Raw genomic sequence first — 15,024 nt, 5'->3', positions numbered from 1 at the left:
AAAAATCAAGCCAGCATTCTGACGCTTTCTTTTGGACGGGGTGGCCGATCTGGGCAAAAATACCCTAACGGGTGATGGCAAATAACGAGAGTTAGCGCGCGTGATCAAAGAGATCAAGAAGCACGTTTGATACAAGACCACCAGGCTGACTAACGATACCCATCCGGGTTCATTTGCTGCCAGCGCCAAGTATCCGCACACATCGCATCAAGGCCGTGCTTGGCTTGCCAACCCAGTAGTTTGTGTGCAAGTGCTGGATCGGCATAGCACACGGCCACATCGCCGGGGCGGCGATCGACGATTTCATAAGGTACAGGCTTGCCGCAAGCGGTGGCAAATGCCTGAACCACCTGCAAGACGCTGTACGGCTGGCCCGTGCCGAGGTTCACAGTCAGTGGCATCGAGAGATCGCTTTGGGCAAGCGCATCGAGCGCTGCCAGATGACCTGCGGCGAGGTCTTGGATGTGAATGTAGTCACGCAATCCAGTTCCATCTGGCGTTGGATAATCATTACCAAACACTGAGAGCTTGGCGCGCTTGCCAACTGCCACTTGAGCTATGAATGGCATCAAATTGTTCGGCGTGCCGTTCGGGTCTTCACCAATCAACCCCGACGGATGCGCACCGACCGGATTGAAGTAACGCAATAGCGCCACACGCCAATTCGAGTCAGTCGCGCAAATATCACGCAACACGTCTTCAACCATCCGCTTGGTGCGTCCGTACACACTCGTAGGTGCCAAGGTGGCTCGCTCATCGTATTGCCCCGTACCCTGCTCGCCATACACAGTCGCCGATGACGAGATCACCAGTGAGTAGATACCTGCACGCTGCATTTCCTCAAACAGGCACAGACTGCCACTGACGTTGTTGTCGTAGTATCGCAAGGGTTGGGTTTGGGACTCACCTACTGCTTTGAGTGCCGCCAAATGAATCACGGCTGAAATCGGGTGCTTGGTAAATACGTCTCTTAAAGCGCTGCGGTCACGCACATCGGCTTGCACAAAACTCAAGTCACGGCCCGTGATCTCGCGCACGCGCTCAAGGCTTTTGTGGTGGCTGTTCGATAGGTTATCAAGCACCACCACCTCAAAACCTGCTTGCAACAACTGCACTGTGGTGTGCGACCCGATGTAGCCTGCCCCACCAGTCACCAAAACCGATTTCAAGCTTCAGCCTCAATCAGCGTGGCTTCAAACCCAATCTCGTCTAACGCAGCAATCACTTTGTCTGGCATCACTTCAATCATGTCAGCGACTTCAACGATATGGTCATGTAGATCAGCCACCACGTGAGCATCAGACGAGAGTTCTTTGATCGCCTTGGTAATGCTAGACACACAGTGGTTGCAGGTCATATCAGGCACGTGCAGCTTCATAATGTTCCCCTCGAAATGCGGTTAAGCCTAGATCAAAGCATAGCGCGCAACCGATCTTAAAACATCTTTAATCAATCTCACCATCGAGCCGCACAGGGCTTTGGCATGAAAGGCTGGTGAGGTTGCAGTCACGACTTGGCTCGGGTGATACATCGCGAATGATCTCATGCGAGGGATAACCCTTATGGTTTTTCTTAAGTGGCCTACAATGCCAGCATGAGCAAAGTAGATCTCTCTATCGACGGCATGACCTGCGCCGCGTGTGTGCGCCGGGTAGAAACTGTTTTAAAGAAAATCCCCGGGGTCAATGACGCGAGCGTCAACCTCGCCGCCAGACAGGCAGCGCTTGATATCGATGACACAGCACTGAATGCAGAACTCAAAGACAAGTTGCTAGCTGCCATCGACAAAGCCGGATTTGTCGGGCAAATACAAGAACCTGATGCCGCACCCCACTCGCTACAAGAGAAATCCGCGCAAGAAATCCAAACGCTAAAACACGAATTCTGGATTGCTGCCCTCCTGACCCTACCCGTGTTTGTGATGGAGATGGGCGGACATATGGTGCCCGCGTTTCACCATTGGCTCATGGGTGTCATCAGTCTGAGCACCCAACACTTGATACAGGCGCTGCTCACCACGCTAGTTCTGATCTGGCCAGGCCGCCATTTCTTTACGCATGGTCTACGAGCCTTGTCACGGGGCCAACCGGAAATGAATTCTCTGGTGGCAGTGGGCGCTGGCAGTGCCTGGCTGTATTCAATGGTGGTCGTGTTCTTGCCAACACTCATCCCTGAGTCGGCGCGACACGTCTACTTTGAGGCAGCGGCCGTGATTGTGACCCTGATCTTGTTAGGCCGACTATTTGAGGCGCGCGCCCGCGGTAAAACCGGTGCCGCTATCGAGCACTTGATTGGCTTGCAACCCAAACAGGCCCGGCTCCTGGACCAAGCCACCGGTCTGGAGACAGATGTCGCGATTGAATCGGTGAAACCCGGCGATATATTGCGGGTGCGTCCGGGAGAAAAAATTCCCGTCGACGGTCAAATTCTCCAAGGACATCCCTTTATTGATCAATCCATGATCACGGGTGAACCGGTGCCAGCAGAACTCGCCCCAGGCGATGACGTGGCAGGCGGCACCATCAACACCACCATCGGTTTTACGCTGAGGGCGACCCACACCGGCTCAGACACGGTTCTTGCCCGCATCATCCGCATGGTGCAGTCAGCTCAGAATGCCAAGCTGCCGATTCAGGCCACTGTCGATAAAGTAACCGCTATCTTCGTGCCAGTGATCATGGCAATTGCAGTGCTCACCTTCATAACTTGGTATGCACTGACCACTGACATCAGCGCTTCGCTCGTGGCAGCCGTGGCGGTGCTGATCATCGCCTGCCCGTGCGCCATGGGATTAGCCACACCCACCTCCATCATGGTCGGCACAGGACGTGCCGCCCAGCTTGGTGTGTTGTTTCGCCAGGGCGATGCCTTGCAACAGCTCAAATCAACCTGCATCGTAGCTTTCGACAAAACCGGCACGCTAACCCAAGGTCACCCGAGCCTAACTAACCTGCAGATCACCGGGGAACACGAGTGGACGAGCAATCAGATACTGCAGATCGTGGCCGCAATCCAGCACCAATCCGAACACCCGATTGCGCGCGCCATCGTGGATGCGGCTGATGCGCCGCAACCGCCAAACGCAAGCAAGCAAACCATCGAGCACACGGTAACCAGCGTGCAAGGGTTCGAAGCGATCAAGGGTTTCGGTGTCAAAGCAAGCGTTTGCGTTGATGGTCAAACGCTAGCGGTTGCTGTGGGCTCGGCTGCGCTTATGCGCGAACTTGGTATGAATCCAGCGCCGTTAGAACAAACCGTCAATGCCTGGGCTCAAATGGGCCAAACACCCATTCACGTTGCCATCAATCAGACGATTGTGGCCATCATGGCCGTCTCAGATCCCATCAAACCAGAGGCCAAACAGACCATCGAAGAACTGCATGCCCGAGGCATCCAATGCGTGATGATCACCGGTGACCATGCATTGACTGCCCAAGCCGTGGCCAAGCAGCTAGGCATCGATTCAGTGCAAGCGAACGTGCGCCCCGAGGACAAAGCCACTGTGATCCAGTCCTTGCAGACCAAAATCAGCGACCCCAATAAAGCCGGCAAACCTGTCGTGACCTTTGTGGGTGATGGCATTAACGATGCCCCAGCGCTGGCCACGGCCGATGTGGGTATCGCCATCGGCACAGGCACCGATGTGGCGATTGAGTCAGCGTCAGTTGTATTGATGTCTGGTGAGTTAAACAAAGTGGTGACTGCCATCGACCTGTCACGCGCCACCCTCAGAAACATTCACCAAAACCTGTTCTGGGCATTCGCCTATAACGTAGCGCTCGTGCCTGTTGCCGCTGGCGTGCTGTATCCGGTCAACGGCATGTTGCTCTCACCAATGCTTGCAGCCGGTGCGATGGCATTTTCCAGTCTGTTTGTGGTGAGCAACGCGCTCAGACTTAGATTTATTCAAGCGGTTAAGCATTAACCACTAAAAATCATCACAACCATCGCCAACCGACGGCGACAAGCCTTAATCAGCCTGCCAACGTCGTGCGATAGACCAGGGATCGGGACGCTCAGCTGGAACCACGGCGTTCTTGGGGGTGCCTACTGCCAAGAAGCCGACAAACTGTTGCTCCAGGGTATCGAACCCCAGATACTCTGGCATGTCCTCGGTAAAGGTCGCGAGCCCCGTACTCCAGTAGGTGGCAAACCCCATGGCATGCATCGCGTTCTGGAAATTCATCACGCCAGCGCCCATGGCAAGCGTCTGCTCGATTTCCGGGACTTTGGGGTGGTCGTGGTGGATTTGGTAGGCCAAGCCGATCAAGAGAGGCAAGTCCGCCAACCAGGCCCGGGTGGAGGCCTGTTTTTCTGGTGTCATGGGCTTACCGGCTGCCGCCATGATGGAAATCGCTTTCTCTCCAACCGCCACAATATCTGGCTGTCGAATCAGTACAAACCGCCACAGACGCAGTTTGGCGTGGTCCGGGGCTCTGACCACACAGGCTAACGCAGACTCGATGTCAGCCTCAGTTGGACCTGGCGCACCGACAAGCTTGACCGAACGACGTGATAACAAACGATCTAAAGTGGAGTTGGACATGCGGTTACCTACAGCTAAATGCAAACACCAAGCCAGAAGCCAATACTACTTCTAGCCCATTAAAAAACCCACGATGCAGTCGCCTGCAGCGTGGGCTTTTAAATCAACCAGTCGATTTATTCGATGGGCTGAATGTTGGTGGCGCTTGGGCCCTTGGCACCCTGGCCAATCTCAAACGACACTTTTTGGTTCTCTTGCAGGGTCTTGTAGCCCTCAGAACGGATTTCCGAGTAGTGGGCGAACAAATCTTTGCCACCACCATCGGGCATGATAAAGCCGTAGCCTTTCTCTGAGTTAAACCACTTAACGACACCAGTTGCCATGATAGTACTTCCTTGAAATAAAGATAAAAAATGCCAGACGATCAAGGAAGAGACTGAGTACCACTGGAAACGCCATGGGCGACAGTTAAAACTGCAACCGCGTCGCTTGAAAATCTTGCAAATCTAGTGTAGCGCGGTTTAACCACAAGTCAAGCAATTAATCATGACAATCGGGCATCGGGTGAACAAAATGCCGCAAAAACCGCGCAAAACCAACGATTAGGCAAAATTTTATGCCTGCAATGGCTCTGCAGAGCCTCTCTCGCCCCAAAACCATGGGGTAGATCATTAAAATCGAGTCTCTCCAATGCACAGACACTTATCGCATGCCGTGGCACAAAAGATTCTTTGATTTGACAGTTGGCCTGGTAGCGGCCGTGTTACTGGCAGTACCAATTCTGGCGGTCGCCATCGCTGTCAAGCTGACCTCAACGGGACCCGTCCTGTACTGGAGTCAGCGTGTCGGGCGAGGCAACCGGTTGTTTGACATGCCCAAGTTCAGGAGCATGCGCACCGATACGCCGGTTGTTGCCACGCACTTGTTGTCCGATCCCGATGCCTATCTCACCCCGATCGGCTCCATACTTCGCCGCACGAGCCTTGATGAGTTGCCGCAACTTTGGAGCATCATCAAAGGCGACATGAGCATCGTGGGACCAAGGCCTGCGCTATTTAATCAGGATGATTTGATCGCCGCAAGAACCAGCGCCGGCATTGATGCTTTAACCCCGGGGTTAACCGGCTGGGCTCAGGTCAATGGCCGAGACGACCTGCCCATCCCGGTGAAGGTTCAATTCGATTACGAATATTTACAACGCCAATCCCTATCGTTTGACATCAAGATCATTTGGCTTACTTTTTTGCGCGTGATTCGTTCAGATGGCGTGGCACACTGAGATCGGCTCAGGCCGCCCACAAAAAATATCGGCAACCCATATGATCTTCGCTATCGGCGTCAGGCAAAGGCTAAACTGCGTCCATCGTCCATCTGATCACCAATGTCACGCATGAGTGCCGACAAACGCACGATTCGCCTAGACCTGACTGACCCCCTGCTCGATTTGCCGCGGCCAGTCAAGCGAGCCATTGTTTTGCTGCTTGATACCTTGCTCTGCGTGGTTTGCGTGTGGCTGGCTTTTTACCTGCGGCTAGACGAATGGATTCGTTTGTATAACGACCCTTACTGGCATGGCGACTGGGCATCCGCTATCTCGGTGGCCATTGCGATTCCTTTATTTGTGACGCACGGCTTTTATCGTGTGATCTTTCGACATGCCAATCTGGTCGCCATCGGCATGGTAGCCCGTGCGTTTGCTCTGTATGGGGCAATATACGCCACCATCATCACGGTGATTGGGTTGCCAGGCATCCCGCGTAGCGTGGGCATCATTCAGCCACTACTACTGTTGGTCGGTGTTGGTGCAAGCAGAGCCATCGCGCATTATTGGCTTGGTGGTGCTTATCACCGAATCCTGAAGCGGGCATCCCTACCCAAAGCACTCATCTATGGTGCCGGGGTAGCCGGCCGGCAGTTGGCAGTGGCCATGGCGGGCAGCCAAGAGATGCGGGTCGTCGGATTCTTGGATGACGACAAACGACTGCATCGGCAGATGCTACACAACCTCAAAATTTATGACCCGACAGACCTGCAAAGCATCGTCAGTGACAACGGCGTAACGACGATCTTATTAGCCTTGCCATCGATTAACCGGCACCGGCGCAATGAGATTCTTGCGATGTTAAAGGCAGCTAAAGTCGCCGTGCGCACACTACCAAGCGTGACTGATTTAGCCCAGGGCAAGGTGACTGTCTCGGACTTGCGTGAGCTGGAAATTGAGGACCTTCTGGGCCGTGATCCTGTGCCACCAGACCACGCCCTACTCTCAAAAAACATCCAGGACAAAGTAGTGCTGGTGACTGGCGCTGGTGGCTCAATCGGAAGCGAACTATGTCGCCAAATCGTGGACATCAGCCCCAAGAAACTGGTGCTACTTGAGCAAAGTGAATTCGCGCTTTATCAAATTCACGCCGAACTAGACCGACGCGTACGTAACCTTGCCTCGGATAGCAACAAGCAGTCAGCTGAACTTGTCGCTCTACTCGGTTCGGTACAAGACGAGCAGCAGATGACCGACATCATGCATGAATTGAGGCCCGATACGGTGTACCACGCAGCCGCCTATAAGCACGTGCCCTTGGTAGAAGCCAACCCGACGCAAGGCATTAAGAACAATGTATTTGGCACCTTGGTGACGGCCAAAGCCGCGCTAGACGCTGGCGTGAGCGATTTTGTGCTGATCAGCACCGACAAAGCTGTGCGCCCTACCAACGTGATGGGTGCGAGCAAACGGCTCGCTGAGATGGTGCTGCAAGCCATGGCAGCAGAATCCGCTTCAGACAGCAAAACGACCCGATTCTCCATGGTACGGTTTGGCAATGTGCTCGGGTCCTCAGGTTCGGTCGTGCCGAAGTTTCGTCAGCAAATTCGTGATGGCGGTCCTGTGACCGTCACTGACGCTGAAGTCACCCGCTATTTCATGACCATCCCTGAAGCAGCGCAACTGGTGATCCAGGCCGGTGCCATGGCCAAAGGCGGCGATGTATATGTGCTGGAGATGGGTGAATCGGTCAAGATCATGGATCTGGCCAAACGCATGATTGAGCTCTCGGGCTTGACCCTCAAAACCCCTAGCCACCCGGATGGCGACATTGCCATCGAAATCACTGGGCTGCGCCCCGGTGAAAAACTATATGAGGAACTCCTCATCGGCAACAATCCCCAGGCAACCAGCCATCCACGCATCATGCGTGCTAACGAAGAGTATCTAAGCTGGCCCGAACTGACGACCCGATTGGAAACGCTAGCCGAATTAATCCGACACGATGACCACGGGTCCATAGGCATGCTGCTGCGGCAATTAGTCTCAGGCTATGAGCCGAGCAAAGGTCGAGGCCAGAAAATTTAGCGATTTATCAAACATCTGGAGACGTCAAAGCCCTACGGCACCACCGGCGCTGCCATCGGTTGCCCAGGCACCATTTGCTCGGGCCTACCATCAACCAGCCAATCTGTGACACCGGCACCTAACCACATGCCCACCAACGTCACCCAGGCGGTGACAGCAAATATCGCACCACCGGTGATACCAGCACCGACCGCACAGCCGCCGGCCAGCATTGATCCGAATCCCATCAAGACGGCGCCCGCGATGTAGCGTCGCATGCTGTAGCCGTCCTTGAATCCCTCAAGCTTAAGATCCTTACCAACCCAGGCACCAATCAAGGAACCCAAAAACACCCCAGGCAGCATCCCGGCATCAAACCCAAACTCTGCAGTCGGGGTATCGACCACTCGCATCAGCCATTCGGCCGATGGACCACTGAAGGTCATGCCCTGAATCTGGATCGCCTCAAATGAATGGTTCAGCACAATCTGTGTGAAGCCCCAAGCCGCTGCCACCATCAGCCCGGTGCCGATACTGGCAATCCAGATCCACTTGGAGATGTTTTGATTTAGACGCACAAAATAAAGCGCCGCCATGGCCCAGATCAGACCAAACACCAGCCCAGCCACGTGATTGAGTTCTAAGCTAGCCAGAATATCGCGTGACACACCACCATCGATTGTCCACCAAGAGGCCATCTCCTCGCGCAGGGGTGACAACACACCGCCCAATGAGGCTTGTGCCGTCACCGCAAATATCAAACCCGCTAAAAGCGCCCTCAAATTACCATTGGCTGACAGCACCAGCAGACGACTTGCACACCCGCGCGTCAAAATCATGCCCACGCCAAACAATAGGCCTCCCAGCAAGGCTCCTGACAAACTGCCGGTAGCTGAAATCTGGCGCGCATTGTTGGTATCGAGCAAACCCATCAACACCATGATTTGCACGGCAATCACCGCCGAAGAAAAGGTCAAGAGCCAAATCGACAGCTTCTCACCAAACCGCATGTGCCAGAAATCAATCACAGCGGCTCGCAGACAGAATCTCGATCGTTGCGCAAAAAATCCAAACAAAATGCCAACGATGGCGCCACCCGTGGCTAAAACAGCGCTTTCGCCGTAGGTTTCAATCAGGGATTCGAGCATGGCTAGCCTTTGTCATGGTTCGTGCGTTTACACGTATCTACCTTTATTCATGCCATGCTAGAACAGTTTATGAATACTGGAATTGATGAGAATCAAGAATCACTGATTTGAGCGCGCGCAAGCCAGCGTTGGGCTTTCAGTAACTGCTGCAGTGCCCGGCGCTGCGCGCTAATGCGCTGCAAGGCCTGCTCCATCGCCTCTAACGGCCACTGCCCGTTCGCCCCGGCATGCAGCACGCCTAATTTCAAGTCCTGATACTGCGCCTCAAATGCGTCGGACAGCACGCCCTGTTCGAGTGGGGGTTGCTCGAGTTCGAGCGCTTGCGTCTTGGACATCACTGGCGTCTTTGCTGCTACGACCGTTTCGAGCAAATGCTCAAAAGTTTGTATGTAGGCAGCATCCGACACTGCGCTATAAGGTCGCTCAAACAAATCCTGTGGCAATGTAAACACTTCAGCGACATGATCTGTCACGTTTTCCAGGTAGCGTCGCACCCGTAAAAGCTCGGCAAGCTTCTCGCCAGTTTGGGCATCCATGGCCTGACGGCTCATGTGATCAACAAACGTTTCACTGGCTTTGAGCAAATGCCGCAAATCATTGAGCATCTGTTGCTGAGCCTGTTTGTCGGGTTTTTGAGCACTCATCAGCAGATAGTCTCTGGCCATGATCAACATTCTTTCCAACTCACTGGCCAATGCACGTGCAGCTAGACCGGGCACGGGCAAGGTGGTCTGATCCAGAAACACAGGTGTAGCCGGGTCTTGGTCGGCCATGCCAAACCGCCCTTTGAGAAACCGCGCCAGGCGATCAGCGATCGGCCACATCAATACGATGCCAGTTGCTTTGACCAAGGTGTTAAAAAAAGCCAAGGTCAAGGCCGTTGAGTCAGTATCACTAATCCAGTCCCGAACTGACACAAGCACCGGAGAGAGCCACGGCAACAACACAAATGCCACCGAGGCTGTGATCACGTTGAATATGACATGGGCACTAGCCACCCGTTTGGCATTAGAGGTCGCTCCCAAGCTCGCCAGCACTGCCGTGACCGTGGTGCCCACATTGGCACCGATGACCACAGCGGCTGCACCGGTAATGTCGATCATCCCACCTTGCGCAGCAGTCAGCGCTATTGCAATTGAAGCGCTTGATGACTGCATCACCACAGTCATCAACAGACCCACCAGCAACTGCAAGGCCATGGCACCCACGCCTGTGCCGCTTGGCACTTGAAACTGGGTAGACAAGCCCGTGAAGCCATCCTGCATCACCGTGATGCCATAAAAAAGCAGGCCAAACCCGGCCACCGTGCCTCCCCAGGCAGACACCTTGTGTTGCCCGCCAAGCTTAAGTAACGCGCCTATCGCAATCAGCGGTAATGCCGTTGCCGCAATATCGAGCTTGACACCCGCCAAAGCCACAATCCAGCCTGTCGCAGTGGTTCCGAGGTTGGCACCAAACAGCACCCACATTGCACCAGCCAGTGACAGCAAACTGGCATTGACAAACCCGATCGTGGCAACTGTGACTGCACTCGAAGACTGCACCAAGGCTGTGGTCACAGCACCTGAGGTCAACGCACGGCCACGCGTATCTGTCGCCCTTGCTAACACCTGCTCAAGGGCGGAACCCGCTGCCAACCGCAAGCCATCCGATAGCATATGCATGCCAAGCAGAAACAGGCCTAAGCCTCCAAACAGCGATGTCCACTGCAGTGTCATTTACAATGTCCGGCGTAGTAACTATTTAGAGAGATAGCTCTTAGGGCAACTGGATCGAGCCTCAATTCAGATTGGTCCGAATGAGTCAAGTTTTTAATTGCTGCCATCCAAATCAAGATGACAGATTCATGACGTTTCATCATACCCGTGTAAGCCATTATTTCCCACACCTAGGCCACGCCTTGCCCACAACTAACCATTAGCCGGCACACCACCTGGTGCGGTTTTGCGATTGGCTGTTTTAAGACCACCTCCAAACCCTGTTCTGCCCAAGGCCAAAGACAAAGCATCAACGACTTATTCCTGCTGCTGGTTGCCAGGAATCATGATGTCGATGGTGAGGTCTTCGATGGCAGCCATTAACTCTGACACACCTTTATGTCCATGAATTCACTGAAGCAACAATGGTTCTCCAACGTACGCAATGACCTGCTCGCGGGCCTGGTGGTCGCCTTGGCGCTGATTCCTGAAGCGATCGCCTTCTCGATCATCGCGGGCGTGGACCCCAAAGTAGGGCTATACGCATCATTCTGTATCGCTACCGTGATTGCCTTTGCAGGTGGTCGCCCGGGCATGATCTCAGCAGCGACAGCCGCGATGGCGCTGCTCATGGTCACACTGGTCAAAGAACATGGCCTGCAATACCTATTGGCAGCCACCGTTTTAACGGGTGTATTGCAAATCATCGCTGGCTGGATCCGCTTAGGCAACCTGATGCGGTTTGTGTCCAAATCAGTGATTACAGGGTTTGTAAATGCATTGGCGATCCTGATTTTTATGGCGCAGCTACCAGAACTTATTAACGTCTCATGGGTGGTCTACGTGATGACAGCAGCAGGCTTGGCGATCATTTATCTACTGCCGTATGTCACGCGGGCTGTGCCCTCACCGCTGGTCACGATCGTGGTGCTCACCATCGTCGCCATCGCACTGGACCTGGATGTTCGCACGGTTGGCGACATGGGTGAGTTACCCGATAGCCTGCCGGTGTTTCTGATTCCTGACATACCGCTAGACCTTCAAACCCTACAGATCATCTTGCCCTACTCGCTGACCATGATGGTCGTGGGTTTACTTGAATCATTATTGACAGCCACGATTGTGGACGAACTCACCGACACTAAAAGCAACAAGAATCGCGAGTGTGTCGGTCAGGGCGTTGCCAACATCGCCACGGGCTTTATCGGTGGCATGGCAGGTTGCGCCATGATTGGCCAATCAGTCATCAACGTCAAATCTGGTGGCCGAGGCAGGCTATCGACGCTAACGGCAGGCATTGCTCTATTGATCCTGATCGTGTTTCTCGGTGACTGGGTCGCCCAGATACCGATGGCCGCCCTGGTGGCTGTGATGATCATGGTGTCGATCGGCACATTTGACTGGCAATCCATCATCAAGCTTCGTGAACACCCCAAGAGCTCAAGCATCGTGATGCTGGCTACCGTCTTGGTCACCGTGCTCACCCACGATCTGGCTAAAGGTGTGCTGGTCGGCGTATTGGCCTCGGGTTTCTTCTTCGCGGCCAAAGTAGCTCGGATACTGGCCATTCGCTCACTGACACAGGATGAAGGTCGAGAAAGAACCTACGTAGTCACAGGCCAAGTGTTTTTTGCGTCGGCTGAACAATTCATCAATGCCTTTGATTTTCGGGAAGTCATCGAACGTGTCACCATTGATGTGAGCCGCGCCCACTTTTGGGACATCACGGCAGTCAGCGCCTTGGACAAGGTGATTCTTAAGTTCCGCCGCGAAGGCACTGAAACCAATGTGATTGGGTTGAACCAGGCCAGTGCCACCCTAGTGGACCGCTTTGCAGTGCATGACAAGCCTGACGGCCTAGACAAATTCGCATCGCACTGACAGATCAGAGAACACAATGAACACTGAAACCACACCGACCACCGCCACTACTCACCCATCGATCAAACCGATCGTCCTGGCTTGCGTTGACCGATCTCCTTACGCAAGACCGGTAACGGACTACGCGGCCTGGGCCGCTGGTCGTTTGAATACCGGACTGGAGTTGTTGCACGCCATCGATCGACATCCTGAGCTTGGTCCTGACCAGGACCACAGCGGTGCTATTGGCTTTAACGAGCAGGATAACCTTTTAAAGAAAATCGTTGACGAAGACGAGCAGCGCAGCCGACAAGCCCGCGAAACAGGACGCGTCTTTTTAAACGAGCTGAAGCAACGTGCTCAAGGATTAAACCTTTTGCCAACCCCTTTACATATCGACATACGGCAGCGCCACGGGTCACTGGTTGACAGTTTGCTAGAGCGTCAGAACCAAACCACCTTGGTGGTCATGGGTAGACGTGGTGAAGCATCAAAAACGCCCACGGCCGACCAAGACCTCGGTCGCAACCTGGAGAGCGTCGTTCGCTCCATGAAGTGCCCGATCCTGACCGTGACCGATGAATTCAAGCCCGTCTCACACCTGATGATTGCCTATGACGGTGGGAGTGCTAGCCGCAAGGGCTTGGAGATGGTGGCTACAAGCGCGGCCTTTCGAGGTATCCGGTGCTCTATCGTGACGGTCAAAGACAAAGCGTCCAGAGATGCATCCAAACAGCTTGAGCAGGCCAAGCGCAAACTGAATGAAGCAGGCCTTGCTGTCGATACACATTTACTCATCGGTGATCTTCAGACCCTGATTGCCCAGAGCGTGCACACGCTGGGCATTGATCTCTTGGTCATGGGTGCTTATACCCACTCACCCTGGCGATCATTATTTATGGGCAGTCACACGACCGATTTACTCAAAGCCGCACAGGTGCCGACCTTGTTGTTAAGGTAAACGGGCGCCAGTGGTCGACAAAGGGGCTCAGAGACCTAATGCGATCATTCCTGGAAAACAGGGCAAAACTGGCATTTTTTAACGTCCTACGTCAGTCAAGACGAACCGCGACCCCACAGCGTTGAAATGGGTGCGGCCCAAATGCCATCACCAAATGGCAAGGTTTGATCACCGTCATAGAGCAAAACGCCTAGCTTAAAGCGATCACCAGCAATGGCCGCAAACTTGCGTAACCCATCTAAGTCCTTGCGCCGCACAGTTGCAGAGGCTTTAACCTCAATGCCTATAACCTCTGCAGCCGCGTTCTCTATAACAATGTCCACTTCAGTGCCCGTCACATCGCGGTAGTAAAAAAGCCGATACCGTCGTGAAGAGCTATTGACGTGTTTTAGTAGCTCAGAGTAAACAAAGGTCTCTAGCAAAGCACCAAACCGTGTTTTGTCTCGGGCAAGCTCCTCATGCCCAAACTCTGAGATTGCTGCTAGAAGCCCAGAATCAATGAACTGTAGCTTTGGAGTCTTCACTACCCGGTTTAACCGATTAACGGCCCATACGGGCACGCGGCTAATCAAATACAGCTGCTCAAAAATGCCGACATAGCGATTCGCTGTTTTAGTGTCCAAACCAACTTGACCACCAAGCTTTGCATAATTGGTCATCTGACCGGCCGTATGTGCCAATGCCTCGAACAGCCTGGGCATTTTGTCTAGCTTATCGACCTGCGCAAGATCGGCAACATCACGAACCAAGATAGAGTCAATATACGCGCGCGCCCACTGAGCACGACGATCATCGTTACCACGTGTCAAGGCCTCTGGATAACCGCCTTTAATCACCAGGTCTGCTAGCTGCTGCCCAAGCACAAGGTCCGTCGATTCCAACACCTTGCCACTGAATGCCGATTGCACCCAATTATCAAACGGCAGTTGATCTCCATGCTGACGGATTTCAGCCTGAGACAATGGCAACAACTGCTGGGTTTCCATTCTTCCGGCTAATGAATCTGCAACGGTCGGCAATGTCATCAAATTGGCAGAGCCAGTCAACAAGAACCTTCCAGGTCGTCGATCCTCATCGACCGCCTTTTTTATCGCGAGTACAAGCTCAGGCACCCGCTGCACTTCGTCGATTACGGCTCGATCAAGACTGCGTATTAGGCCAACAGGATCGTCCTGAACGGACAGTCGCGTGGTCTCATCATCCAGTGTGATGTACTGCATGTCTGCTCTAGCGAGTTGCCGCACGAGCGTCGTTTTACCGGCCTGCCTTGGACCGAGCAATAGGACAACTGGCGTATCGGAAAGCGCCGCTTCAATACGAGGTGTGATCGCGCGTGTAAACACGGGTTCTCCTGACTGTTATGCGTTTTTTTAGGGCAGTTTATCTATCAAGCCCAAAAATTATGGAAAATTTTATCAAGAATTATGGAAAATATAAGTATTTATTATGGATTCTTTTGAATCATTATCGAATCATTCGCCAAGTCCTCACCCAAAACATACCCGGTCGCCCGAGAAATCGTGGCGAGCCCTCGACCTTGATCA

At 53.7% G+C, this 15,024-nt stretch carries 12 protein-coding genes; 5 read left to right on the top strand and 7 right to left on the bottom strand.

Annotated features, from left to right (window positions below):
* Nucleotides 1–149 precede the first annotated feature (149 nt).
* Both galE and DHf2319_RS05825 read right to left on the bottom strand, forming a co-directional pair.
* Complete coding sequence (gene galE / locus DHf2319_RS05830) at nt 150–1,169, bottom strand: UDP-glucose 4-epimerase GalE (protein WP_243479862.1); 1,020 nt, start codon at nt 1,167–1,169, stop codon at nt 150–152.
* The gene (locus tag DHf2319_RS05825; RefSeq protein WP_243479861.1) at nt 1,166–1,378 is read right to left on the bottom strand and encodes a heavy-metal-associated domain-containing protein; all 213 of its coding nucleotides are present in this window, start codon (nt 1,376–1,378) and stop codon (nt 1,166–1,168) included. The genes galE and DHf2319_RS05825 overlap by 4 nt, the downstream gene beginning before the upstream one ends.
* A 216-nt stretch (nt 1,379–1,594) precedes the next feature.
* Between DHf2319_RS05825 and DHf2319_RS05820 the strand changes: the two genes are divergently transcribed.
* Nucleotides 1,595–3,925: a heavy metal translocating P-type ATPase gene (locus DHf2319_RS05820; protein WP_243479860.1), complete on the top strand. Its 2,331-nt coding sequence runs from the start codon at nt 1,595–1,597 to the stop codon at nt 3,923–3,925.
* Nucleotides 3,926–3,970: 45 nt separating this feature from the next.
* Here the strand turns inward: DHf2319_RS05820 and DHf2319_RS05815 are convergent, their stop codons facing one another.
* Nucleotides 3,971–4,546, bottom strand: a complete 576-nt coding sequence (locus DHf2319_RS05815) for a nitroreductase family protein (RefSeq protein WP_243479859.1) — start codon at nt 4,544–4,546, stop codon at nt 3,971–3,973.
* A 116-nt stretch (nt 4,547–4,662) separates the two neighbouring features.
* On the bottom strand, nt 4,663–4,869 hold the full coding sequence (locus DHf2319_RS05810; protein ID WP_243479858.1) for a cold-shock protein: 207 nt from the start codon (nt 4,867–4,869) through the stop codon (nt 4,663–4,665).
* Between the two features lie 326 nt (nt 4,870–5,195).
* On the opposite strand from DHf2319_RS05810, the gene DHf2319_RS05805 reads away from it, so the two are divergent.
* Nucleotides 5,196–5,765: a sugar transferase gene (locus DHf2319_RS05805; protein ID WP_243479857.1), complete on the top strand. Its 570-nt coding sequence runs from the start codon at nt 5,196–5,198 to the stop codon at nt 5,763–5,765.
* Between the two features lie 111 nt (nt 5,766–5,876).
* Nucleotides 5,877–7,835 (top strand): polysaccharide biosynthesis protein, encoded by a 1,959-nt coding sequence (locus tag DHf2319_RS05800; protein WP_243479856.1) that lies wholly within the window; start codon nt 5,877–5,879, stop codon nt 7,833–7,835.
* Nucleotides 7,836–7,867: 32 nt separating this feature from the next.
* On the opposite strand, the gene DHf2319_RS05795 is transcribed toward DHf2319_RS05800, so the two are convergent.
* Both DHf2319_RS05795 and DHf2319_RS05790 read right to left on the bottom strand, forming a co-directional pair.
* Nucleotides 7,868–8,962, bottom strand: coding sequence for a YeeE/YedE family protein (locus DHf2319_RS05795; protein ID WP_243479855.1), 1,095 nt, complete (start codon nt 8,960–8,962; stop codon nt 7,868–7,870).
* 92 nt (nt 8,963–9,054) lie between these two features.
* On the bottom strand, nt 9,055–10,680 hold the full coding sequence (locus tag DHf2319_RS05790) for a Na/Pi cotransporter family protein (RefSeq protein ID WP_243479854.1): 1,626 nt from the start codon (nt 10,678–10,680) through the stop codon (nt 9,055–9,057).
* A 378-nt stretch (nt 10,681–11,058) separates the two neighbouring features.
* On the opposite strand from DHf2319_RS05790, the gene DHf2319_RS05785 reads away from it, so the two are divergent.
* Entirely contained in the window at nt 11,059–12,540 is a 1,482-nt protein-coding gene (locus DHf2319_RS05785) for a SulP family inorganic anion transporter (RefSeq protein WP_243479853.1), read from the top strand.
* A 16-nt stretch (nt 12,541–12,556) separates the two neighbouring features.
* Nucleotides 12,557–13,480, top strand: coding sequence for a universal stress protein (locus DHf2319_RS05780; protein WP_243479852.1), 924 nt, complete (start codon nt 12,557–12,559; stop codon nt 13,478–13,480).
* Between the two features lie 95 nt (nt 13,481–13,575).
* Here the strand turns inward: DHf2319_RS05780 and DHf2319_RS05775 are convergent, their stop codons facing one another.
* Nucleotides 13,576–14,823, bottom strand: coding sequence for an ATP-binding protein (locus DHf2319_RS05775; protein WP_243479851.1), 1,248 nt, complete (start codon nt 14,821–14,823; stop codon nt 13,576–13,578).
* Nucleotides 14,824–15,024: the final 201 nt, after the last annotated feature.

This window comes from Orrella daihaiensis (genome assembly GCF_022811525.1).
Taxonomy (GTDB): domain Bacteria; phylum Pseudomonadota; class Gammaproteobacteria; order Burkholderiales; family Burkholderiaceae_B; genus Algicoccus; species Algicoccus daihaiensis.
This window is presented reverse-complemented; position numbering and strand designations above follow the sequence as displayed.